The organism is Azomonas macrocytogenes (assembly GCF_014191985.1).
GTDB classification, from domain to species: Bacteria; Pseudomonadota; Gammaproteobacteria; order Pseudomonadales; family Pseudomonadaceae; genus Azomonas; species Azomonas macrocytogenes.
On record NZ_JACHXI010000015.1, the window covers coordinates 65,395 to 88,753 of the forward strand.

Consider the following 23,359-nt stretch of genomic DNA (forward strand, 5'->3'; position numbering starts at 1 on the left):
TATCACGAAAACGACAATGGAGCTCACGGATAGTCGATGGCCACGATGTATCTGGTCTGTATGCCGGCAGGAGTTTGCACATTGATTTCCGTATCGAGTGTTTTGCCTATCAGTTCTCTTGCCAGTGGTGAGTCAATGCTGATCAGACCTTGCTTCAGGTCTAGTTCATCGGGGCCGACTATGCGATAACGGGTTTCGGTCCCATTCTCATCTTCCAGAGTGACCCAGGCGCCAAAGTACACTTTATTCGGGTCTGTGGGGCGTTCTTCAATAATCTTCAGTTTTTCCAAGCGCTTGCTCAAAAAGCGGACGCGGCTATCGATTTCGCGCAACATCTTTTTCCCGTAGGTGTACTCGGCATTTTCCGAGCGGTCGCCTTGAGCTGCTGCTTCGCTCACTGCCTGTGTCACCTGTGGGCGCTTGACATGCCAAAGTTCATGAAGCTCCGCCCGCAAGCGTGCTTCACCTTCTGGGGTAATCAATGGTGTTCCGACAGGTCGGGGTGGGCGATAACGGCTCATGATGATTTCGACACGTATTCAGTTTTCGCGTAACACGATCAATGGGCTGACTTTTAATGCTTTATTCGTCCCCAATATTCCCGCGCTGCCTACCAGCAAGGCACCGATCACAGGCATCGCCAGTAGCCATGGGTGAGGATGCCAGTGAATATCGAAGATGAAGCGATAGAGCAAGGCGCTGATCAATTCGCACCCCAAGGCGGCAAGTATGCCACTGGAGGCTCCCAACAAGGCGAACTCGATACCTCTGGCCCGTTGCAATATCTGGCGCCGGGCTCCCAAGGCTCGCAACAGAGCACCTTGGCGAATGCGTTCATCCAAGGTTGCTTGCAGGCCGGCAAACAGCACGGCAAATCCTGCAGCCAATACGAATAACAAAACATATTCCACTGCCAGCGAAACCTGCGCCAGGATATCGCGTAGTTGAGCCAGCAACGCGTCGATTTGCAGCAAGGTTACGGCAGGGAAGTCACGGGCCAATTGAATCAGATCATGCTCCTTGCCAGGAGCGAGATGGAAGCTGGTCAGGAAGGTGGTAGGCATGCCTGTGAGGGCACCAGGTTCGAAAATCATAAAAAAGTTGGGCTGAAAGCTATTCCAGTTGACCTGCCGAAAACTGCTGACCCGAGCATCAAGATTGGTACCACCGATGTTGAACGTTAGTTTATCGCCAAGTTTGAGTCCGAAGTTTTCTGCCAGTTCCGCTTCGATCGAAACTCCAGGCAAGTCGCTTTGTTCTTTCTCATTCCACCATTGGCCTACGACCAGATGGTTATCACTAGGTAGTTCGGTAGCCCAGGTCAAATTGAGGTCCCGGCGTGTCGCCCTGTCGCCTTGCGTACCTTGGGCGACTAGATCATGGGCTGGTGTCTCGTTGATGGTTATCAGTCGCCCTGGAATGACAGGGTAGAGCGGGGCTGAAAAATCAGTGATTCCGGCGACACGGGTCTTGAAGGCATCCAGCTCGGCAGGGAGCACGTTGAGTGCAAAATAATTCGGCGCGTTCTTGGGGAGCTGGTCTCGCCAAGTGTCCAGCAATTCGGTGCGCAAGAGCGCAACCAGTGCCATCGCCAGCAGAATCAGGCCGAATGCGAGCGATTGGCCGGCTGCCGATAGTGGATGCCGTAGTAGCTGGCCAAGACCAAGGCGCCAAGGCAACGAAGTATTTGTCAGTAATTTGCGTAATTTCTGCAGGCCAAGCAGTAATGCGCTGCCTAGAGCCAGCGATACGAGCAAACCGCCGCCCAGCAAGGCCAGGGTGATAGTCAGATCCAGCGTCAGGCGCCACATGATTGTCGCCAACGCGGCGATCGCAGCGCCATAGACCAGCCAACTGCTGAGAGGCACAGGAAGGATGTCCCGACGCAATACCCGTAATGGAGGGACACGCCCCAGGGCTGCCAGCGGCGGCAGGGCAAATCCGGCCAAGGCAACCATACCGGTAGCAATGCCGGTAAGCATGGGCCAAAGATTCGTCTCGGACACCTGGCTGGACAGCAGATTGCGCAGTAAAAAGAATAGCCCTTGTTGCGCGAGCCAGCCCAATAAGGCACCAGCGAAGCTAGCCAGCAGGCCGAGTATGCCTAATTGAAGGGTGTAAAGTTGCAGCGTTTCGCGTTGAGAAAGGCCAAGGCAGCGTAGCAGTGCGCTGTTGTCGAGGCGCCGGTTGGCAAAACGGGTTGCCGATAGTGCCACGGCAACACCGGCCAACAGAATTGCCGCAAGACTGGCCAGATTCAGATAGCGTTCGGCGCGTTCCAGCGCGCCGCCTATCTGACGATTTTCATCCTTGACTGTCTCGATACTCTGGTTTGCTGCCAATCCGGGTTCAATGGCTTTTTGATAGCTTTCCAGGCTTTCGCCTGGGCCACTCCAAAGCTCCCGATAGCGAACCCGGCTGCCTGGCTGAATCACTCCGGTCGCTGTCAGATCGTCCATATGAATCAGGACTCTTGGAGTCAAACTATAGAGATCGCCGGCCCGATCCGGTTCATAGGTGAGCACACGGCTCAAGCGAAGCGGCTGGCGACCGACTTCGATGGTATCGCCAATCTTGAGGTCCAGAGCCGCGAGCAAACGAGCTTCTGCCCACGCTTCACCAGGTTGTGGACCTGAGCCTGGTTGTTCGGGGCCATAAAGTGCCTCCGAGCTACGGAGCTCGCCGCGAAGTGGATAGGCGCTATCGACAGCCTTGATACTGGAAAGCTGGATCTGCTCATCGGTAGCAATAACACTGGAAAATTCCACTACCTGGGCGTGGGCCAGGCCGAGATCAAGACCAGTGTTGGTCTGGGTTTGCGTGGCAGGCGCGGAGCCATTGAGTACCAGGTCAGCGCCAAGAAATTCACTGGCATGAGATTGCATGGTCAGATTCAGACGATGACCGAAATAACCGATTGCGGTGCTCGCCGCCACAGCGATGAGCAGGGCGCAAAACAGTACTTTCAGCTCGCCAGTGCGCGCTTCGCGCAACAGTTGGCGAATAGCGAGAGAAACAAGACGGGGAAAAGGCATGCTGATTATCCGGCCGCTCTGTATTCGATTTGTCGACCACCTTCGAGTCTGAGCAATTTCTGGCAGCGGCCGGCCAGACGCTCATCGTGGGTAACAAGGATCAATGTGGTACCGCGCTCGCGGTTGAGCTCGAACAGTAATTCGGTAATGTGAGCACCGGTATTGCTATCGAGGTTACCAGTAGGTTCGTCGGCGAAAAGAATTTTTGGTTCGGCGGCAAAGGCCCGGGCTAGAGCTACGCGCTGTTGCTCGCCCCCCGACAGTTGGCGAGGGTAATGATGCAGGCGAGCAGCCAGACCGACACGCTCCAGAAGCGCTTGAGCCTTTGCGGATGCATCCTGGCGTCCTTCGAGTTCGAGGGGAAGCATGACATTTTCCAGCGCGTTGAGAGTATCCAGCAGCTGGAAGGACTGAAAGACGAAACCGACATGCTCGGCTCTAACCCTGGCGCGGCGATCTTCGTCGAGTCGATTGAGAACGTGTCCGGCCAGTTCGACCTCTCCCGAGGTGGGTAGATCAAGGCCGGCAAGCAGGCCGAGCAATGTCGACTTTCCCGAGCCAGATGTACCGACGATCGCTAGTACATCACCTTTATGCAGTTCCAGCGACAGGTCATCGAGGATGCGGAGCGAGCCTTCCGCGCTGGATACCACTTTGCTAAGGTGCCGGGCAGTGAGAATGCTGGCGTTCATGGGGGATCCGATGCGTAGATGGTTGATAGGAGGAGTCCTGGCTTCGCTGCTTTGGGCTCAGCAAGCCCTGGCCGGGACAGTACTGATCGTTGGGGATAGTATCAGCGCTGCTTTCGGACTGGAAACCAGTCAGGGCTGGGTTCATTTGTTACAGAACCGACTAGCCGAACGAGGAGAGGGTCATCAAGTCGTGAATGCCTCGGTCAGTGGCGATACGACTGCCGGAGGACTTGCCCGCCTGCCAGCGCTACTCGACGAGCATCGTCCCAATGTCGTCATTCTGGAGCTTGGTGGCAACGATGGCCTACGCGGCCAGCAGCCTGCACAAATGAAACAGAATCTTTCTGCAATGATCGATCAATCCCGTGCAGCGGGGGCGGAAGTCCTGTTGCTTGGCATGCGTATGCCACCCAACTTGGGGCAGCGATATACCACTGCATATGCCGAGGCTTTCGATTCGCTTGCTGAAGAAAAGAAAGTGGCTTATGTACCCTTTTTTCTTGAAGGGATCGGTGGTGTGACAGACATGATGCAAGCCGACCGTGTACATCCGGCAGCCCAGGCCCAGGAGCGGCTACTGGATAATGCCTGGCAGAAGCTGGAATCCCTTCTTTAAGAACCTGTTCACGATCTGCTGCGCGTCGGCCAAACGGTGTTGAAACCGGCTTCGAAATGCTCATTTACCACTCGTAAACTCGCGCGCGAGCCTGGTCCGCTTCCTCAGCCGTTTTCGCTACCGTTTAGCTCTAGCTCGCGAGATCGTGAACAGGCTTTAAGAAGATCCTAAAGGATCTTCGTCAAGCTGAGTCGTTTTGATTCGCTTTATAATTCCTGGCAACCACTCCTTCATCTGTAATCAAAGGTTACGCCAGTGTGTTGGAGGCCCAGGCAGTGGTTATCAAAAAAATTGAGAATCTTTCAGGAGAAAGCTGATGAACGATGCGGTTTCGACTTACGCAGAGCCGAAGCTCAAACGCAGTGCTTTGTATCGGATGGGCAAAAAGCTGCGTCCCTGGTTTAACAGGTTTCTATCCAAGAATTCTTTGGTAGGTGACCCTGCGTTTTTCGATAAGCAGCTTTTTCCCTGGACTGCAGAGCTGGAACGTAACTGGGAAACCATTCGTGGCGAGGTCCAGCAATTATTGGATGATGGCGTTTCCATTCCTGCCCTCAGGGAAATTTCTCCTGATCATCGGCGTATTGCTATAGATAACGGCTGGCGCTCTTTCTTCCTGCATGGTTATGGGTACAAGATCGAAGAAAACTGTAAGCTTTGCCCGCGTACTGCAGAGATTCTTTCGGTGGTGCCAAATCTTAATAGCGCCTTTTTCTCGATTCTACGACCGGGTGGCCATATCCCCTTGCATACGGGAGTGACCAAACGAATCATTACTTGCCACCTGGCTTTGATGAGTCCGACGCCGAATGAAAAATGCCGTATCCAGGTAGCCGATCAGACCGAAGCGTGGTACGACGGCAACTGCATGGTGTTCGATGATACCTATCCACATGAAGTCTGGAACGATACGGATCAGACTCGCGTGGTTTTGCTGATTCAATTCAAGCGTCCGTTGCGTCTGCCGGGCCGTTTGCTCGGTGATCTGTTTCTCGCTGCCATCCGGCGTAGCCCTTTCGTACAGGAAGCCAGAACCAATCTCGATGCGTGGGAAGAAGCTCACAAGCAACTGGATCAGTGATCTGTTCTGACAAAAAACCGTGACTCCCTGGCGTTGTGCAAGTCCAGGGAGTTATCGTTTTACTACTCCAGACCGCGTTCCCAGGCCTTGTGATTTTTTCGGGCATCCTGAATGTATGGTGACCAGCAGATCAGCTTGAGGATCAGCTGATTGAACCATGATCCCGGCCAGGCAAGCGGTCGGCGGATGTCCAGGAACAGGACGACTCGAACGCCATCAGTATCATTCCAGACCTGATGCTTATAGGTATCGTCAAAAACCATGCATTGACCGGCTTCCCAATGGTGCGTTTCGTTACTGACCTGGATGCGGCACTGTTCTTTGGGTTCAGGCACGATCAGGGGAAGGTGGGCACGCAGCAGGCCGTTGTAGGGACCTCTGTGTATGGGAATATGCTTGCCTGGTTCAAGAATCGAGAAGAAAGCGGTGAACATTCCCGGAATGGATTCAGCAATTTTGGTGGTTTCCGGGCATTGCGCGCAGTTGCCATCCATCTTGTAGCCATAGCCATATAGAAAAAAGGTTTTCCAGCGATCATCCTGGGTCAGGTTGGTCTGATCCTTGGAAATATCCTGGAAATTGGGAATGCGCTCTTTATTGCGCAGCACCTGTTCCAGTTCCTTGCGGATCACTTCGTAGTTGGCTTGCAGTAATGGAGTCCAGGAAAACTGCGCAGGATCGAGAAATGGCGTGGTTGGCACTGTCGAATAATGTCGGATTACCTTTTCCACTCGTTTGATGATCCACAAACCGATTGCGACGCTGGGGCGATGTTTCTTGCGCTTGGGTTTTTGGGCGAGATTGGTATCGACGTCTTTAGTCAGGTTTTCCACCGTTTGCCTCTTGCTGGATATGATGTGAAGGTTGAAGAGATTTCATCTATCCGGATTATCGCAGATGACGCTCTTTTAATAATCGCCACAGTATCGGCCAACAGAAAATCAATGGGTAACGGCGTAAACGTGGAGTGATCTCCAGCACCTGACCGGTGTGTCGCTCCAGCTTCCATGCGACGTAATCCACACCATTGTCGAAAGTGAAAACCGATTTCACCAGGCGCAACACATTCAGAAGTCGTCCCTGAGTGCGCCGTAGCTTCCACTCTCGCTGGCTTTTCAGGTAGTCGGGGTTTGCTGAAAGGTTACGATAACCATCTATCTTGTCAGCATTGCGCTTTACTCCATCTAACATCGGCAGCGCAGCCAGGAACAAATGGTGATAGTAATTTCTGTCGTATTCGAGTAGCTCAGTTGGTCGTCTCGCTGCTTCGGGGCGCAATTCGGTGCCATAGCTGAGGCTTAGCGCCCGATGCCAGAGAGTATCGGCGGTGAAGTATTCAGGTAGGCAGGGAATGGTTCGGGACAGCAAAGTCAGGACCGCTCGTGCGAGGGCTGCATGAATTCGCTGCGCAACGAATGCATCCTTGCTTCGCACAAGCCGGGATGGTTGGGCGAAGCGCCCCCATAAGTAGCTTTGGAACCAGCAAGCAGTGCCACGTTCGAAATCTTCCAACGTCAGCAGGGCGCACTTTGCCTGTAAGATTTTCCCGTCATCGGTATGTGCCTGCAGCAGATAAACATTGGGTGGCAGGCAGATATTGGCCCAACGCAATAGAAGGTTGGGGTGAGCGCGGGCATAGTCATCGACGATCAAATAGAGATCTACCAGACCTTCGCTTGGATTGCCGCTACGCAGGCAGGAACCGTAGAAAAGAACCGCTATGACTGCTTCACCGAAGCGGGCACTTGCCTGGTCGGCGAGTGCGTTCAGTTCCGGTAATACGGGACGGCCGACTTGCATTGCCACTTCGGCAAGTAGCGCAGCAGGTGGTTGGACAAGGGAAACAGCCTTTTTCATCGATCTGCTCAATAAATCAGAAAGCGGAGCGGGGCCGTTGCCGAAATCCGGATAGCACCGCTGGCCTGATATTGCTCGCCGTCCAGGATATAGTCACCCATTGTGTCAAGGATCAGGTTGTCGAGATTGTGACTGATATAGCCGTCCTGTTCTTGAACAACCTTGGCGCCTTTGCCGCATAACAGAAAAGGCAATACCCGGGCGAAACGACGAGGTGAGTGGGTAATGGCTGTGAAATGCACCGGAGCCGGTTCACTCCCCCAGTAAGGGCGACAGCCGACAAGTAGCTTATCCAGTGTGGAAGCCAGGGTGAATAACCAATTACCTTCCCAAACCATGCCATTCCCACTCAACCTTGTAGAGGTAATGGGCAGCAATGAGCTGCTCTTGCCCGTGAGCGATGAGAGCAGTAGTCGACCGAAGGCCAGTGCTGGCCCTAAGGCTCCACGGATTCCGTTTGGCTTTATCTGGCTATGAAAGTAGCGGACGCCACTGGCTATGGCTCCAGTGCCGAAGAACATGCCAAAGTGTGGGCCAGAGGAAATGCCATCTTCGATGCGCAGAACGGCTTTTTCCACTTGTCTGGGAGGCTTTCCTTCCGCTTGCAACCATGCTGACAAGGCGCGTAGTGCAGCTTCGGGGTTCAAACGAGTCCCGAGAGCGCCAGCACTCATGTTGGTAGTACCGCCCGGCACTATCAGCAAGGCGGGAATTTTATCGGTGCTTCGCAATAGTTCCGTCAGTGTGGCTTGTAGAGTTCCGTCACCACCAATTATGACCAACACATCGGAAGGATCAGCCGGTAATAGCTTCAGCGCGTGTGCGATTTCTCCTGGTGAGGCTACTTCCAGAACGGTTGCATCCGGTACCGAAACCAGGATTTCGCGCAACTGCTGAAGCCGGCGGCGGGTTCGTCCGCTGTGCGGATTCAGAAGGATTCCTACCCGGCAGGGTGAGCACGCTTCAGGCATCTGCCAACCCGGAGCGGGGAGCGAACAGCCGGACGACCGGGCGATGACCGTCGGCTTGCGGGTCGATCTGGCTTAGCCATGATTGCAACTGGGTACCACGCTGTTTCAGCACCAGCGCCCAGCCAAGACGCACTGCCAGCACCAGTGTGGAAATGACTGTCCATGCCGCAACCAGCACCAGTCCAATATCCTCGCGACTAGCGAAACAGGCCAGTGTCAGCAGTAGAAGATTTGGATTACGCCGCGCTGTAATCAGGCGATTGAGCGAATCGAAGGGTTGCCAGAGAAACATCGAGAAGGGTGCGGCGAACTTGAATGCGCCTTCGCAGAGGCGTCCGGCCAGATAGCCAATGAAAATCACCCAGATAACGGCAGTCAGCGATATATCGAATGGCCAGGTTGCTGCGAGCCCCATGCCCCAGGCCAGATACCAGATCGGCGGATGTACGATATCCAGAGCATGGTCGAAGATATTGCCGAAGCGGGTAGACGTGACGGTGACTCGAGCCAGTTTGCCATCCACTGTATCGAGGAAGGTCATGATCCAGCCCGCTATCAAGCCCAGACCATAGTTTCCTTCCCAGAAAAGCCAACTGGCCAGAATGGCGAGTACGTAGCTGGCTGTGGTGACATGGTTCGGACTCAGTCCCAGCTTGACGCACTTGTGCGTGACCCAGCGTGCAGGTACTGGCCAGACACCCCGGGTAATGAAATCCGTGACACCTTTATAAGCGCCATTGAATAGCGATTTTTCCAGATGCTGGCGATTGGTTTGCGAAACACGCGCAACCCAGGGCTGGTCGAATTTGCGCAGTTGCGTTATCAAACCCGAGGCAATGGTATCCGGCTGTACCAGACGCAGATTCTCAATGGCTTGGCTTTCCAGCTGAGCCATGCCACCAAGCAGCTCGGTTGAAACATGGGCAGCAATAACGGTTCCGTCGCGTGGATCCTGCAACGCAACATCTGCGGTTTTCAGCAATCCATTCAATACTCGGTCATCGTATAGATAATCTTCTCGCAACAGCAGGATCTTCCCAGCGGTTGGCAAATGAGCATCGGCTGCGGCCAACTGTGCCTCGGGATACTTCTTAAGGGTTCGCTTGAGTCTTTCCCGGGACGTTATTCCCCAGAGAGGAATAGTGCAGTTACCTACGAGATAGATCTGGATTGTCATGTCTCATGCCTTGAATTCGGTATAAAGGCAATGAAAACGCATCTTTTTCATTGCCGTCTGCGCGTATGAAATATTTTAAGGAAGCCGTTACTCAAACTTGGTAAACAGAGAGTGCAGCGCCGGCTTGATTACGGTGCTGCAGTCTTTAAGGAAAAAATTAAGTATTGCTTAATAAGCTAATGAATTTTCAGAATTTACTGCTGATTATCGGGAGTTCATCAATATTTTCCAGTATCGAAGCGGGTAACCGCTAGCATCGCTATACCAAACATGATAATGGCTGGCAGTGTACCTACCAGAACTGGATTGATTTTGAACAGGATACCGAGACTGGCAATGATATTGTTAGTCATGTAGACCAGCAGGCCAAGCATGGCGCCAAGCGAAAGTTTAGCACCGAGTCCTGTGGATCTTACTTGGCTGAAAGCGAAAGGCACTGCGAAAAGAATCATCGCAAGCGCCAGGATCGGGGTACCTACCTTTTGCCATAGAGCTACTGAATATTGAGCCGATGGCTGGCCCGTTTCGTGAAGAAATTTTATATAGCGATAAAGTTGCTGCGATGAAAAGCTCTCCGGGGGGAAATTCACTTCGTTCAGGCGTGTTTCCGGAAAGATCGATTGCCATGGCAGCTCATCGAAATGTTCAGAGGTTTCTTCGGAGCCGTTTTGCTTCTTCACTCGTACATCATGTAATAACCAGGATTTGCCGGATTGAATATCCGCATATTCGGCGTAGATGTATTCCTTGAGCTGTTTGTTTTCGTCGAAGCCGAATATTTCCAGGTGAGTGGGGATATGGTTGGCGCTCAATCTATCAATCCGGGCATAGTAATTGCTTTTGCGGGCCCAGATACTATCGTCCTTAGGACTGTCCTTGTCTGTTAGGGCTATGGCCTGGGTGCGTATCTGCAGGGCTTTTTGCTGCAATGGCGAAGCAGCGAACTCATCGATCATACCGATCAGGCCAGCCAGGATCAGGCCAGCCAGCAGGGTCGTCATACTGATCCGTGTTGCGGAAATACCGGCTGCTCGCAGAACGCTCAATTCCTGAGTCTGGGCGAGTTGGCCCAGTGCTGCGATTCCTCCCAGCAGAGCGATGAATGGCCCCAGTTCAACGATTCGGCGGGGAAGCGTCATCATGACGACTTCCACTGCTTGTATCAGGCGATATCCGCCTTGCTTGACGTCGTCGAGCTCATTAACCAAATCCAGCGCGCTGAATAGCGGGAGCAGCAGGGCGGCGGCTGCGACAAAGCCGAGAAACATGTTTCGCAGCAGGTATCTATCGACGATTTTCATGCGAGACGAATCCGTGAACTTCCGATGTCGCGTTTCAACAGAATGAGTATGGCAAGTCCCATGATGAGCGGAATAATCCACATTCCGGGCATGAGCGGCAGCGCATTGTTGCCAACCATGTCCTTGCAGATACTGCCTGCATAAAAGATGACGGCATAAACGAGAGTGACTGGCAGCATCTTGGCAAAACGGCCGCGCCGGGGAGCCGTCTTGCTGAGCGGGACAGCAAGCAGCGCCAGCAGCAGGGTACTTATGCCGCGTGACTGGCGCCACTGTAATTCCGCCAGATCGGAAAGTTTACCAGTTGCTTTTAGTTCGGCATTGGAAGCAGCCTTGCGCTTGTAATTGTCTTTCAGTTCGATAGGCGAAAAATGCATTTTCATTTCACTGAAGCGAGTCGTTTGATCCTCTGTTTCATGGTAATGAAGCGCATAGGCGTCGCCTGCCCTCATCTCCAGAATGGGGTCACTGGGTGTAGGGTCGGCAATCCAGGCTTCTTCGGAACGCAGCAAGTGACTCTTGCGATTGCCCACATCGTAAATGAGTACGTCATGAAGATGGCCATTGCTGTAATCGATGTGCTGAGCCAGGATCATCCGGCCGTTTTCCTGGTTGATATTGAAGCGTTCAGGTTGCAGATGCGTCACGTCCAACTCGGTTTTTGCCATCCGTTCCAGTTGATAGGCACTGTCATACGCCCAGGGGCGCCCATACATGGATAACAGGCTTACAGCTATGGAAATTGGAATCGCCAGAATGGCGACTGCCAGGTAAATTCGTGCAGGACTGATCCCGGAGGCGGAGATCGCCGTCATTTCGCTATCGTTGTACAGACGCCCCAGACTGAGCACGGCTGAGACATAAAGTGCAACGGGAATCAGCATCTCCAAAGCGACCAGGACCCTGTAATACACAAGATCCATTACGACACCTAGCGCCATGGTGCCGTTGGTAGACTCTGCCAAGTAGCGCTTGGATGAGTACATGGCAAAGATGAAAGCAAGTACTCCTACCATGGTCAGAAAAGGGCGGCGAACCTCGGAAATGATATATCGCTCTATTAAAAACATGAGGTTGAAAACCCTTCTCTAAAATCTCGCCGATCAATTCAGCATGCGAGTGTATGTCCGCCCGGCCTGCGGATTGGCCCGTGCAATATTCGCTATCGGGCAAGAGGCCATCTCAGGGCTGGCACTATAGCGAAACTGCCTGAATAAATGTGCTCGGCCGGCTGGGATACCGGCCAAAGGCGATATCGCTTGATTCGACAATAAGGGTTCGGCTCAGGCAAATATTTGATTTTCTTTAGATCGTGTTTGACAAGCCGTGCTTACCCTGTAGAATGCCGCCTCACAGACGCGGGATGGAGCAGTCTGGTAGCTCGTCGGGCTCATAACCCGAAGGTCGTCGGTTCAAATCCGGCTCCCGCAACCAGTGTTATCATCATAGGCCCCGACTGCCATGCGCAGTTCGGGGCTTGTGTGTATCTGGGCCCATACTTCCGGGCCGCGCAGTTCTATGTTCACTTCCTCAAAGATATCCTTCAGTACCGCACGGCTTTGGGTGGTATTGCGGCTGAGTGCTTCGGTCAAATTAATCAGCAGGCGGCTGAACATACCTCAAATATCGAGTGATGCGTTCTCCGCTGCAGCTATTCGTGGATCTGCCTGGCGATGCTATCGCGCTCGCGTTCAGCTCTTTTCAGGCGTTCAGCGAGTGAGGCTGATATACCGACCGTGGCAATGCCCTCGATTAGATTCTTGATCTGCTGATCCAGCTCATCCGCACGCTGTAATAGGGCCGCATGGCGATTTTCTGCCCCGACCTTACCGCGTAACTGCAGGTGGAAAGCCCGCTCGAATTCAGTTGCGGCCATTGATGGTCGCGCCCTCGGTGGCGACGCGGAAGAACTTGAAGTGGAATTTCTTCATGGGGGATGTCCTCAATTCGGATGAGTGCGACTGCAGGTAGCGATGAGGGTATGGTCAGGAACGGAAGCGGCGCGAACAACGAGCCGGAGATGTAGGGAGCGTTCTTACAAATCGAACTGCTATGGCGAATGAGATCGGGCGGATAACGTCGAGCGCATCGGCGGCGCCCTGGAGGCCCGGCTGGTTCAGTTGATGCTGAAAGAGCAAAAGACCGACGGCGACTTCAAGGAAATCGATCTGCAGCACCGCCAACTCGAACGCCAGGTGCGCATTCAGCGTTTCCAGAGCGGCGGCAGCGATGCACTGACGATCGGGTGCAATCATAGCAATATTGTTTTTTCACTAAATTCTTGAATAACAGGTTGACGGGTTATTTAAGTGCCAATAAAATGCGCGCCACTTCCGATGCGGAACTCAAAAGGTAAAGTAAACGGAAGGCGGAAAAACAGCAAAGCTGCTAAGTTCCGGGCTACGTCCCCTTCGTCTAGTGGCCTAGGACACCGCCCTTTCACGGCGGTAACAGGGGTTCGAGTCCCCTAGGGGACGCCAATGCGGGAATAGCTCAGTTGGTAGAGCACGACCTTGCCAAGGTCGGGGTCGCGAGTTCGAGTCTCGTTTCCCGCTCCAATACATGATTTACAGAGTTCTGTGTGGTTCTGTAAATCTTTGAAAACAGGGACTAAAGTCCCTGTTTTTATTTCAGTGAGCATCATTGGAATATCCCGCATCCAGGACTTTTCAGTCCATAGATTCAGGTGCACGCGCTTCCCTATTCTTGCTGGGAGCGAGCGGTAGGCGGAACCGGCATCTAGCTCAAACTCTAACGTCAGTTAAGATCTTGAACGATGACATTCTCTAAGATGGCGGTTCGCTAGGCTAAAGCAACTGACCGGCACAGTATCGAAGCTGGACTGCACATTGGCCATGGTGTCCTCGTCCGTGCCTTACCCTGTTTCGCTCGCCTTCACTATTCATGATCCTTGGTTGCGGCACCGCTGTTGGCAGGACTGACTGGTGAGCCGTAAAGCTACTCAAGCCGGCGTCAGTCGGCTGCTGGAGCCGATGCACATTCAGTGTCGCGCTCAGATCAAGCAACGTGGCAATCAAAAAATAGCGCTCCTCGCTCTAAATGCCAACAATCCCTAAATTGTGTTTTTGGTTGCTTTGCGGCGGAAACGAAAAAGCCCTGCGCTTGGCAGGGCTTCGGGAAGCTTTGGTAGTGGGGTATTTGGTGTGCCTAACCCACTAATGGCACTACTTTTTACTCTTGATTACGGTCTCTTTAGGTACACCACTTGTGTCGCAAGGCGTTCCTTCTTTATCAAGTATCACATTTGTGTCTTGCTTGACTGATTTCTGCTTCTTTTCTGAAACAGTATTCTGGCGAAGAATCTCTTTTGACGGTATGCCGCTGTGATCGATCATTTCATGTCCCTCCTTTTGTTTTTATAAGTGAGATGTACTTATTTTGTTTGGTGAAGCCAACTGGCCGGAGTTCACAAAATGTGAAGGCATCAGATCGACGGAGATGCAACGTGAATATTGCCTTAATTAAAATTTTACAAGCGCCTGAATAACCATCGAAGCCGCCTAAGCTCCACATCCGGTGAACGAGCCCCCTAAACACTGGACACCGTTTCCCCTTGGATCATGTGCCGGCTCCTGGCTGAGCGGCAGACAACGACAGGGGTGCCAATTGCCCGCCTAGGCCAAGTTCCTTCAGTATGTCATGAGAGGCAGTTGTACGGCTGTTTTGCAACTCGACGGGCTCAAGCTTGGAATATTTCGTCAGTGCGACTAAAGTCCAGTCCGCGCTCATCCAGAGTCTTGGCCGCTTTGACAGAGTTGAATTCGATTTCCATAACTACTTCTGTAACTACAGAAATAGTTATGATGATATTGTTTGCCTGATTCAATGTATCTAAATACTACAGTTGTATTTTCGCCTTTACTTTATATGAGCATACCTTGCTCTGACCTAATGCCTTCTGCGCACGTGACCAGGTCATTCGTGTCGGAGTAGGGCGGTTATGCAGGATTGATAGGGAGAGATTTGGGTGCCCGGATCGACCGGATTGCCGTTGAGGGTGTAAAAAAACTTCGTCCATGGCCTACTTCTAACGGTAAATTCGACAGTTCGAGACAACCGAGATTGCCCATGTCTTACTACAAGCCCCAAGAGCGCAACGGCCTGTGCTGTCCGAGCAGATCGTGCCGGGCAGCTTCGCCTTCGCACGGGACTATCTGGTCGATCACGAACTCGATCTGAGCGAACTGGACGCGCGAGGCATTCCCGCGCTGATCGCCGAAAAGCCGATGCGCAAGCGTGACGAGCGCCTTCGAGTTCCGCGAGGACGGCACCTGCCTCTGTCCGGCGGGCAAGACACTGGTGAGTAATGGCAGCACCTACATTGGTGGATAAGGGGAGGGGCTGCATCGCCAGGACTACAAGGCCAGTCCGGACGACTGTGGCCCTTGTGAACTTCGAGCGAAGTGCCTGCGCTATCCGGATCGAACACCGGCGCGCAAGGCCTATCTGTTCGGCGAGCGCAGTCCTGACTGGATGGAACCCAAAGTAGTTGTCAAACGCGACGATGCGATCACGCACATGCACACTGCCATCGACTCGCCATAAGGTCGCAGGTGCTACGGCCGGCGCATCGGCACGGTCGAACCGGTGTTCGGCAACCTGCGCCATAACAAGCGACTGGCGCGCTTCAACCTACACGGGCACGGCAAAGTCAACACACAATGGCACCTGTTGTACTGCATGATGCACAACATCGAGAAGCTGGCGGACAGTGAATGGCGGGTGTGAGAAGCAGGAGCCGCAGCAAGCCCATTGCATGCGCCTTGCGCTCACGTTGGCACGCGTTAGCTGTGTAAACCCAGTAGGTTGTTCAGTGAAGCAAGCCGGCTGATTGGAGGCAGGTAATCGAGGCTAGCGTGTGGCCGATGCCAGTTGTACTGATGCAGCCACGCGGGTAAATGCTCGATGCGGCCCCTTAAAGCTCACCTCCACGGGTAACTGCAACAGCGCGTCCTTCGCCTCATCTGCCTGCGGAAAATGAAGCTGCAACAGGGCATTGATTTCACGTCGATCCACTGCCCGCAACTTGATCTGTTCCAGTGAATCGATCAGGGCCGGTGCGCCCACCTGCAGCGATTGCAGCGCCGCCGCCGGATGGCTCCGCAACAGTTCGGTCAGCGTCTCAATCAGTTGCTGGGTCAGCGTATCCATCGCTCGGCTCATGGGGCTCCTCCTATCCACCCCATCTCATCCTGCTTTAGAACCTCCAGGCCTCGGGCCTGATCGATACGCTCGGCCATGATGATGGCCGCTCCCAGCTCGTCACAGTTGAATTCGTTCATCAGGCGGTAACGCTCGTTCTTCTCTTCAGGTTCGGTCATCGCCAGGGCGAGATACAGGCTCGGCGGAACGGTGCGGAACAGAATTTCCATCGACTTGGAGAGGATGATGCCCTCGGCAAATTTGTGTTTCTCCTTGCGTGCCGAGAGCATCAGTGTGCGCTGCGAGTCGTTCAGTTCGCGGAATTTGGCGATCTTGGCCACTTCATCCGGCGGCATGGACAAGCAGATCCACCACTCGATCATGTTGAGCATGGGCGCGGCTTCAGGCGGTAAGTCATCGACGTTCTGCGTCGCCAGCCAGAATCACGCGCCCAATTTACGCCACATCTTGGTGATCTTGACCACATAGGGCGAGAGCAGGGGGTTCTTGGTGATGATGTGACCCTCATCGGTGATGTTGATGATGGGCCGGCCCAGGTACTGATCGCGCTCGGCGATGTTGTTGACGGTGTTGATCAAGGAGATATAGGCAATCGAGAGCTGGGCGTTGTAGCCCTCGCGGGCATAGGTGGCCAAGTCGACGATGGTGATATCGGCTTCCGGCCAGGGGGTGCCGTCACGGTTGAAGACATCGCCATCGGCGCCTTGGCAGAACATATCCATGGCATCGGCCATTTCCAGCAGGCGGTTACGCCGGGATTCAGGCAGGCTGTCATCCCCCCCCGGCCGCACGCAGGGCATCCCGAACATGCCCGCTCAGCACGGTACAGTTCTGGGCTTCGCACGCCAGTGCGGCGTTGATGATGCACTGGCGGATCATGCTGCGATCGGCGCGGGTCATGCGGTTTTCTTCTTTCACCTCGCCCCCGGTGATCATCAGGCGCGCCGTGATCTCCAGCGCGCCGAGGATGTCGCGCTCGTCATCCTCGGCGGCCGCCGCTTGCGGCGCGTCGTCATCGAGCTACTCGATCTTCAGTGTCTTGAATTTGTCAGGAGCCACCAGCCGCCGCGCATCGGCAAAGGGGGCCAGGCTGACCCCGGAGCCCGGGGCCAGGCGCACCCGGTTGACTGTCAAGCCCAGCCGCCGGGCAAATTCACTGAGCAGGCCAAAGGAGTTACCAGCCTCCACGATAAACAGGCGAGGGCGGTACATCGCAATGGCCTGGCTGATCAGGTAATTCAACGTGGCCGACTTACCCGAACCCGGCCCCGCCGCCCTTGTTGATCATCGGGATGAATTCATCGCCCATCAGTTCGTTAAATTCATCGGCATGCACGTTGATCGGGATCTTGTTGCCGGCTTCGCCTCCCGGCAGGCCATCGTCAACGCCATGCTTGTAGATATGCCCCGCGACCGAGACCAGGTCGGAGAACATCGAGTTGCCGACCGCTCCCGCGACCTCCGGATCTGACAGCGCATCCAGCCCCACATAGACGATGCCGCGCTTACGAATGATCTGCATCCAGTCAAAGATCGGACGCGGGTCGTTGAGGTCGTTGTAATCGGGCGAAATCAGCTCGGCCATGCGCCCGGTGGTGAGCTTTTCCAGCAGCGGCAGCAGCGAGGCCACGATCTTGTCGAAATAGGTCTTGTCGTAGCGTACGGCACTGCGCAGCCCGTCCATCACCGGATCATCGACCCGAATCTGCGACAGGTATTGATCAATTGCCACAATCCGCACGGGCCGGCCTCGCATGTTGAAGGGAATGTTCTTGTCGTTCAGCTTGCCCTCGATCTCGACGATCTTCTCCCAGGCCCGTGGATCGTATTGACTGAAGAAATACTGGCTGTACTCCAGAAACAGCCCTTCGATATTGATGACGTGCCGCTGGATCTTCAGATAATCCGGGCGCTGACCCAGCTCATTCAAGGCACGGGCAATGATGTTGACGAAACGCCAGGCAAACTCGCGAAACGCCGCGCTGTTGCCTTCCCCGGAGAGCTGCCCGGCAATCCGACTGGCCACCTCGCTGATCCGTCCAAAGCGCCCCACCGCGTTGTAACGGGCGGAGTGATCCGGCCAGCCCAGATGGAAGATATAGAACTCGCCCTCTCGCCCGGCGCGCTTGGCTTCCACGTACATGCGCTTCAAGAGATCCGCATCGCCCTTGGGGTCGAAGACAATGGTGACTTCGCCCCGGCGAATATCCTGGGTCACGAACAGCTCGGCCAGCCGGGTCTTGCCGACCCGCGTCGTGCCCAGCACGATGGAATGCCCAACCCGCTCTCCCAAGGGCAGGGAGACCGGTACCTCGTCCGGCTCGATACCATGCAGCCGTGGCGTACCGCCTACTGGCGGCAACGGTCGTACCGGGTTGAGCCAGGTATCCAAGCTCGTCAGGCGTGGAATCAAGCCCAGCGGGAAGGAAGCCTGCTCCAGGCGTTCTTCGAGCCGCCGGGCATAGACGTAGGAGGCCTTGGGTTCCACGTAGGCGCGATACTCGGCCCGGTAGGTCTGCAAGAGCCGCTGGGTATGCTTTTGCCCCCACTTGAAGCCCAGCCCGATAAAAAGCCGCTGATGGCTGACCGGCACCTGGCGACTGGTCATGACATAGCGCGGCAGACGGCGCAAATTACGCTGATAGCGCAGCACCGTCATGCCCTGGCGGAACCGCAACCCTCCAAAGAACAGAAAAAACCCCGCCGAGGCATAGCCAAATTCGGGAGACAGGGCGATGGACCAGGGAGCGACGAGGCTCAGAAACGCCCCGCAGAGACAGACGAAGACCGTATAGAGCTCGACCGGAGGCCGCAGCAAGGCCTCGATTGCATGATGTTTGACCGTCATGGTTATTGCTCGATGCTGGTTGCAGTAATCAACACGGGGTAGTGCTCAAGCGCGAGGCGAGCCGCCACATCGTCACCGGCAATGGGCAGCAGGTTGAGCGTGGGTACCAGACGGCGCAGGTCCGCCAGCTGCTCGGCCGACGCCACCTGAACCACCATGCCCATCGCGCCCATGGCCTCCAGCGCCGCGGCGCGCTCGACCAGCCACTGCTGCGACATATCATCGGCGCCGACCATAAAGAAGGGCCGCAGGCCGGGGGCCTGGATTGCTCGGCGGGCTACCCGACCTGGGGTCAGGTTCTGCGTCTGGACCGGCAGCATGTCGGCATCGGTGACGCGCCGTGAGGGGGGCGGGATGACGGGGGAGGCGTCTGCCTCGGGCTGGATGCTCAGCGCCTGGTAGTAGGGTTCAGTACCCGACGAAGGCAACGCGCTTTGAATGGGCTGACACCCTTGGAAAGGCTCCAACAACGGTTGGGTTCTGATCTTGGATTAACCAAGCTGAAGCCGCTCATGAATCATGTCGATGATGACGTCTCGCAACCTCACAACTAAGACAAACCGTGGCCTTACTGCGGCAGATCCACAATAGAACCACTTCTGTTTTGCTTCTATGCAAATAGGAAAGACACACCAAATGCAGGTAGCTGGAGTGCCTGCGCGTTTAGCCTGGCTTCAGGCGAAACCTCTTCGCAGAGTTTGTAGCAACTGTTGGCGTCAGGCAGCGTGCTTAGATCCAGAGTTGCAGGTTCGGGAGCGAAATTGTAGATGCATAGAATGCGGTTCTCGCCATCACCGCGTTCGAAAATAAGCACGTTGCCCTGAGGTGAAAACAGCTTGGTTTCGCCGCCACGCAGAGCTGGCATATGGCGACGCCAGAGGAGCATACGTCGATAGGTATTAAGCAGCGAGCCGGCTTCGCCTTGCTGACGGTCAACGGCTAGCGGCAGGTGTTCGGCTGGCATCGGCAGCCAACTGCTGCGGGCTTGGCTGAAACCGCCATGCGGTAATGTTGCTTGCCAGGGCATCGGTGTGCGGCAACCATCGCGACCATGGAGGTTCGGCCAATTGGCGATACCGTAAGGATCGCGTAAATCCTCGAAAGTAAGTTGCGCTTGAGTCAGACCGAGTTCGTCGCCTTGGTAGATGCAACAGGCTCCGGGAAGGCCGACCAAGAGCGAGATAAGCAATACGTCGAGGCGTTGTTCGAGAATCGCCTCATGCTGACTGGATCTTATCCAGCGGCCTTTAAGTCGCGGAAAGTCGTGAGTGCCGAAAGTCCAGCACAGCTGATGATGTGGGAACAGTTCGAGCGTACGGGTCAACAAGTTGTGCAAGCCGATAGCGGTGAATGGCTCGTCACTGATCAGCGACGCATTATAAGCCAGGTGCAGGCGGCCATCACGAACGTAATCGGCAGCATCGGCCAGGCTGTCTTCAGCCGAAGAGATTTCGCCCAATAGCACAGTACCGGGATAGTCGTCCGCCATCTGGCGGATGTCACCGAGCATCTCTAACGTTTCCGGACGGCACACGGTGCCTCGGTTGATCCGTTCGAAATAAGGGTCAGTGTGCCCGGCTCCGGCAGGCCGCGGCACATCGGGTGGGCGCTCGGGATTGTCAGCGAGCGAACGGTCATAGGCAAGAAAGTTGATGACGTCGAGGCGGAAACCATCCACGCCACGATCCAGCCAGAAGCGTCCAACTTGCAGAATGGCCTGGCGTACTTGCGGGTTATACCAATTCAGGTCCGGCTGTGAATCGAGAAAGTTGTGCAGATAGTACTGACGTCGAATGTCATCGAATTGCCAAGCGCTACCACCGAAAGTAGCCCGCCAATTGTTCGGTGGCCCACCGTCAAGTGCAGGGTCTTGCCAGACGTACCAGTCGGCCTTGGGATTGTCACGGTTTTCCCGACTTTCACGAAACCAGGGATGCTGATCGGAAGTATGGTTCCAGACCTGATCCATCAGTACTTTGAGGCCGAGTTCATGGGCATCGGCCAGCAGCGCATCGAAAACGGTGAGATCACCGAACATTGGCTCGATGGCACAGTAATCCTCCACGTCATAACCAAAGTCTTTCATCGGTGAACGAACAAAAGGGCTGATCCAGATTGCATCGACACCCAGCGAGGCGACATAGGGCAACCGCTCGCGAATACCTTGCAGGTCGCCAATGCCATCGCCGTTGGAATCCTGAAAGCTGCGTGGATAGATCTGGTAAATGGCGGCATCGCGTCGCCAATCCTGAGTCATGGTGAATCCTCACGTTGTAGAGTGGGACCGATCAGCGTTTTTCGGACGGAACTGGCATATCGGCCAGCACAACATCCCAGGGTGCCAGTTCGGCAATTGAGTCGAGCTGCTTGCGGTAGCCGATACCCTGCACGGGGAGCAGCGGGCCGAATTCGCGCAGGTCTACGCTGACGGTTTGATCGGAAAGGTTGAAGATGCATAGCAGGCGCTGCTCGCTTTCCTCGCGCAGCAAAGCGAAGACGTGTTCGTTCAGATCCAGCAGTCGGGCGCTACCGCTCTGCAGCGCTGGCTGGGTCATGCGCCAGTGCAGCAGGCTGCGCCAGTGGTTGAGCAGCGAATCCGGAGTGGATTGCTGAGCCGCAACGGAACACTCGAAATGCGTCCTGGAAATTGGTAACCAGGGCGTGCCCGTGGTGAATCCGGCGTTCGGCTCTTCGCTGGTCCAAGACATTGGCGTGCGCGAACCATCCCGGCCTTTAAGTTTGGGGTACATCAGCCGGCCGAACGGATCACGCAGTTGTTCGGGTGAGATATCCTCGGGAATCCGTGCCTCATTGAAGCCCAGTTCATCACCCTGCCAGAGGCAAAAAGCGCCGGGTAGCACTAGCAGCAGCACGGCCATCATCAGATAAAATTCGCGCGGATATGGCTCATTGGCTGCATTCCACTGCGAATGCAGACGACCAAAATCATGGTTGCCGACGATCCAGCAGGCACCACCGTTGGCGAATTCTTCCAGCGCCTGCCCGACTACTTCGCGCAATCGTCTGGCACTCATCCGCTCTTTAAACAATAGGCCGCCATGATAGGCTAAATGCAGACGTTGATCGCCAGCAGTATATTGCGCGGCGAGACGGATCGAGTCATCTGCCTCTATCACTTCACCCAATAACATCACGCCGGGATACTGATTCACCAATCGACGCAACGGCGCTAGCATGTCGAGAGTTTCCGGACGGCAGAAGCTGTTGCAGAAGCGCTGTTTGGCCAGAGGATTGTCAGGGTCTATGCCGTGCGGCAGCGGATCGTTCTGACCACGGATGGGATTGTCATTCAGTTGTGGATCATGGCAGAAAAAATTCACAGCATCCAAGCGCATGCCGTCGATGCCCAGATCCAGCCAGAAGCGTGCACAGTTCAGCACTTGGGCGCGAACCTCAGCGTTGAACCAGTTGAGGTCCGGCTGACTAGCCAGAAAATTGGCCAAGTAATACTGTTGGCGTATTTCGTCAAAGTGCCAGGCGCTGTCACCGGAAAACGATGACAGCCAATTATTGGGCGGCCCACCGTTCTTACCCGGATCGGCCCAGACATACCAGTCAGCCTTGGGGTTATTACGGTCCTGACGGCTTTGCTGGAACCACTCGTGCTGGTTCGACGTATGGTTCCAGACCATATCCAGCACCACGCGTAGACCACGCTTGTGAGCCAACTCCAGCAAGCATTTGAAGTCGTCCATGCTGCCGAACAAGGGCGAAACCTGATGGTGGTCGGTAATATCGTAGCCCAGATCGTCCATCGGTGAGACGAAGATCGGGGTCAACCAGATGGCATCGACACCCAGTGAACCGATGTAGTCCAACCGTTCAATGATGCCCTGCAGGTCTCCGATGCCATCACCATCGCTGTCTTTGTAACTCCATGGCAAAACTTGGTAGATCACCGCGTTTTCCCACCATTCTTCCTTCCAGCGGGTTTCGCCGGGCGGAGCCATGATCGAGGCGCGGCGGTTGATTTGTGCATCGCGCCACCAGGGTCTCGCTGTCACTAGCATCGTAAAACCTGCTCTGTTTACGAGATCGTACTGGCGCATCATGTCGCTATTGATTGCGGTTCCAGTGAGTAAGCGAGCTGCTTCGCCCGAACCAATCTCTTTATTCAAGGTGTAAGACGTTGGTCTGACTGTTCACTGGCAAGTTCAATGTTGTCTTTACGCAGCTAAAACAGGTGGCGTTTCGCCATGAAAGCATGGAAGTTAGATATTCAGCCCTGGCCTTCCACCAGTCGAGCGCTGGATACCATGCGGGCTTCAATAGATCACCAGAACGAAGAAGCAGCGCGCAAGCTCAAAGCGTTGACCGCGCCTTGCAGATGCCTTGAGGGAAGTGGAGCAACTCAGCGCTGCTTACAATTCGTGTCGGAGCAGGGTGGTTATGCAGGATTGATAGTGAGGGATTTGGTTGCCCAGGACGGGCGAGGTTTATTAATTGCGGAAAAGAATAAATATTGCGGAAAAATCTGACGGTATTATTTTAATTTACCGTCAGACATAACCTGCTGATTTACAAGTGGTGCCCGGAGCCGGGATCGAACCGGCACGATGTTGCCATCGAGGGATTT

General features: G+C 54.8%; 21 protein-coding genes, 3 tRNA genes and 4 pseudogenes. 8 read left to right on the forward strand and 20 right to left on the reverse strand.

The window, feature by feature from the left end:
• Positions 1-23: 23 nt before the first annotated feature.
• From greB to FHR87_RS13740, 3 genes are read right to left on the reverse strand one after another with little or no spacing between them, the layout of a single operon-like run.
• Positions 24-521, reverse strand: a complete 498-nt coding sequence (gene greB / locus FHR87_RS13730) for a transcription elongation factor GreB (RefSeq protein WP_183167292.1) — start codon at positions 519-521, stop codon at positions 24-26.
• An 18-nt stretch (positions 522-539) separates the two neighbouring features.
• Entirely contained in the window at positions 540-3,035 is a 2,496-nt protein-coding gene (locus FHR87_RS13735) for an ABC transporter permease (protein WP_183167293.1), read from the reverse strand.
• Between the two features lie 5 nt (positions 3,036-3,040).
• Positions 3,041-3,727: an ABC transporter ATP-binding protein gene (locus FHR87_RS13740; RefSeq protein ID WP_183167294.1), complete on the reverse strand. Its 687-nt coding sequence runs from the start codon at positions 3,725-3,727 to the stop codon at positions 3,041-3,043.
• A 10-nt stretch (positions 3,728-3,737) separates the two neighbouring features.
• On the opposite strand from FHR87_RS13740, the gene FHR87_RS13745 reads away from it, so the two are divergent.
• Together FHR87_RS13745 and FHR87_RS13750 are read left to right on the forward strand one after the other, a co-directional pair.
• On the forward strand, positions 3,738-4,343 hold the full coding sequence (locus FHR87_RS13745) for an arylesterase (protein WP_183167295.1): 606 nt from the start codon (positions 3,738-3,740) through the stop codon (positions 4,341-4,343).
• Positions 4,344-4,659: 316 nt separating this feature from the next.
• Complete coding sequence (locus FHR87_RS13750) at positions 4,660-5,424, forward strand: aspartyl/asparaginyl beta-hydroxylase domain-containing protein (RefSeq protein ID WP_183167296.1); 765 nt, start codon at positions 4,660-4,662, stop codon at positions 5,422-5,424.
• A gap of 62 nt (positions 5,425-5,486) precedes the next feature.
• On the opposite strand, the gene FHR87_RS13755 is transcribed toward FHR87_RS13750, so the two are convergent.
• The 6 genes from FHR87_RS13755 to lptF all read right to left on the reverse strand — a co-directional run bounded on the left by FHR87_RS13755 (position 5,487) and on the right by lptF (position 11,800).
• The gene (locus FHR87_RS13755; RefSeq protein WP_338021255.1) at positions 5,487-6,257 is read right to left on the reverse strand and encodes an aspartyl/asparaginyl beta-hydroxylase domain-containing protein; all 771 of its coding nucleotides are present in this window, start codon (positions 6,255-6,257) and stop codon (positions 5,487-5,489) included.
• A 55-nt stretch (positions 6,258-6,312) separates the two neighbouring features.
• Positions 6,313-7,281 (reverse strand): hypothetical protein, encoded by a 969-nt coding sequence (locus FHR87_RS13760; protein ID WP_183167297.1) that lies wholly within the window; start codon positions 7,279-7,281, stop codon positions 6,313-6,315.
• Between the two features lie 8 nt (positions 7,282-7,289).
• Positions 7,290-8,252, reverse strand: a complete 963-nt coding sequence (locus tag FHR87_RS13765) for a diacylglycerol/lipid kinase family protein (RefSeq protein WP_183167298.1) — start codon at positions 8,250-8,252, stop codon at positions 7,290-7,292.
• The gene (locus FHR87_RS13770) at positions 8,245-9,429 is read right to left on the reverse strand and encodes a CDP-alcohol phosphatidyltransferase family protein (RefSeq protein WP_183167299.1); all 1,185 of its coding nucleotides are present in this window, start codon (positions 9,427-9,429) and stop codon (positions 8,245-8,247) included. The genes FHR87_RS13765 and FHR87_RS13770 overlap by 8 nt, the downstream gene beginning before the upstream one ends.
• A 218-nt stretch (positions 9,430-9,647) precedes the next feature.
• A complete protein-coding gene (gene lptG, locus FHR87_RS13775; protein WP_183167300.1) occupies positions 9,648-10,730 on the reverse strand; it encodes an LPS export ABC transporter permease LptG in 1,083 nt (360 codons plus the stop codon).
• Positions 10,727-11,800: an LPS export ABC transporter permease LptF gene (gene lptF, locus FHR87_RS13780; RefSeq protein WP_183167301.1), complete on the reverse strand. Its 1,074-nt coding sequence runs from the start codon at positions 11,798-11,800 to the stop codon at positions 10,727-10,729. Before lptF ends, lptG begins: the two co-directional genes overlap by 4 nt.
• Positions 11,801-12,087: 287 nt before the next feature.
• Between lptF and FHR87_RS13785 the strand changes: the two genes are divergently transcribed.
• Positions 12,088-12,164 (forward strand) — tRNA-Met (locus FHR87_RS13785).
• Here FHR87_RS13785 and FHR87_RS13790 read toward each other — a convergent pair.
• The 3 genes from FHR87_RS13790 to FHR87_RS19665 all read right to left on the reverse strand — a co-directional run bounded on the left by FHR87_RS13790 (position 12,143) and on the right by FHR87_RS19665 (position 12,985).
• A complete protein-coding gene (locus tag FHR87_RS13790) occupies positions 12,143-12,346 on the reverse strand; it encodes a hypothetical protein (RefSeq protein WP_183167302.1) in 204 nt (67 codons plus the stop codon). The genes FHR87_RS13785 and FHR87_RS13790 overlap by 22 nt on opposite strands.
• A gap of 35 nt (positions 12,347-12,381) precedes the next feature.
• Positions 12,382-12,606 (reverse strand): hypothetical protein, encoded by a 225-nt coding sequence (locus FHR87_RS13795; RefSeq protein ID WP_183167303.1) that lies wholly within the window; start codon positions 12,604-12,606, stop codon positions 12,382-12,384.
• Between the two features lie 109 nt (positions 12,607-12,715).
• Positions 12,716-12,985: a hypothetical protein gene (locus FHR87_RS19665; RefSeq protein WP_183167304.1), complete on the reverse strand. Its 270-nt coding sequence runs from the start codon at positions 12,983-12,985 to the stop codon at positions 12,716-12,718.
• Positions 12,986-13,134: 149 nt separating this feature from the next.
• Between FHR87_RS19665 and FHR87_RS13805 the strand changes: the two genes are divergently transcribed.
• Together FHR87_RS13805 and FHR87_RS13810 are read left to right on the forward strand one after the other, a co-directional pair.
• Positions 13,135-13,210, forward strand: a tRNA-Glu gene (locus FHR87_RS13805).
• 2 nt (positions 13,211-13,212) lie between these two features.
• Positions 13,213-13,288, forward strand: a tRNA-Gly gene (locus FHR87_RS13810).
• A 627-nt stretch (positions 13,289-13,915) separates the two neighbouring features.
• On the opposite strand, the gene FHR87_RS13815 is transcribed toward FHR87_RS13810, so the two are convergent.
• Positions 13,916-14,086 carry a hypothetical protein gene (locus FHR87_RS13815; RefSeq protein WP_183167305.1) on the reverse strand — a complete coding sequence of 57 codons (171 nt, stop codon included), beginning with the start codon at positions 14,084-14,086 and terminating at the stop codon, positions 13,916-13,918.
• A 768-nt stretch (positions 14,087-14,854) separates the two neighbouring features.
• Here FHR87_RS13815 and FHR87_RS13820 point away from each other — a divergent pair.
• Both FHR87_RS13820 and FHR87_RS19670 read left to right on the forward strand, forming a co-directional pair.
• Entirely contained in the window at positions 14,855-15,058 is a 204-nt protein-coding gene (locus tag FHR87_RS13820; RefSeq protein ID WP_183167306.1) for a hypothetical protein, read from the forward strand.
• 253 nt (positions 15,059-15,311) lie between these two features.
• Positions 15,312-15,479: pseudogene (locus tag FHR87_RS19670) on the forward strand (transposase); the annotation flags it as partial.
• Positions 15,480-15,535: 56 nt separating this feature from the next.
• Here the strand turns inward: FHR87_RS19670 and FHR87_RS13830 are convergent.
• The 7 genes and pseudogenes from FHR87_RS13830 to FHR87_RS13860 all read right to left on the reverse strand — a co-directional run.
• Positions 15,536-15,661 (reverse strand): annotated as a pseudogene (locus tag FHR87_RS13830) (integrase core domain-containing protein); the annotation flags it as partial.
• Positions 15,603-15,914 (reverse strand): hypothetical protein, encoded by a 312-nt coding sequence (locus tag FHR87_RS13835; protein ID WP_246336042.1) that lies wholly within the window; start codon positions 15,912-15,914, stop codon positions 15,603-15,605. The gene FHR87_RS13835 and the pseudogene FHR87_RS13830, both read right to left, overlap by 59 nt.
• Positions 15,911-17,183: pseudogene (locus FHR87_RS13840) on the reverse strand (conjugative transfer ATPase); the annotation flags it as partial. The gene FHR87_RS13835 and the pseudogene FHR87_RS13840, both read right to left, overlap by 4 nt.
• A pseudogene (traD, locus tag FHR87_RS13845) lies at positions 17,176-18,762 on the reverse strand (type IV conjugative transfer system coupling protein TraD); the annotation flags it as partial. The pseudogenes traD and FHR87_RS13840, both read right to left, overlap by 8 nt.
• A 2-nt stretch (positions 18,763-18,764) precedes the next feature.
• Complete coding sequence (locus FHR87_RS13850) at positions 18,765-19,232, reverse strand: integrating conjugative element protein (protein WP_221189850.1); 468 nt, start codon at positions 19,230-19,232, stop codon at positions 18,765-18,767.
• A 140-nt stretch (positions 19,233-19,372) separates the two neighbouring features.
• On the reverse strand, positions 19,373-21,019 hold the full coding sequence (locus FHR87_RS13855; protein WP_183167308.1) for an alpha-glucosidase: 1,647 nt from the start codon (positions 21,017-21,019) through the stop codon (positions 19,373-19,375).
• Between the two features lie 31 nt (positions 21,020-21,050).
• Positions 21,051-22,793: an alpha-amylase family glycosyl hydrolase gene (locus tag FHR87_RS13860; protein ID WP_183167309.1), complete on the reverse strand. Its 1,743-nt coding sequence runs from the start codon at positions 22,791-22,793 to the stop codon at positions 21,051-21,053.
• A gap of 186 nt (positions 22,794-22,979) precedes the next feature.
• Between FHR87_RS13860 and FHR87_RS13865 the strand changes: the two genes are divergently transcribed.
• Positions 22,980-23,261: a hypothetical protein gene (locus FHR87_RS13865; RefSeq protein WP_183167310.1), complete on the forward strand. Its 282-nt coding sequence runs from the start codon at positions 22,980-22,982 to the stop codon at positions 23,259-23,261.
• The last annotated feature ends 98 nt before the right edge of the window (positions 23,262-23,359 follow it).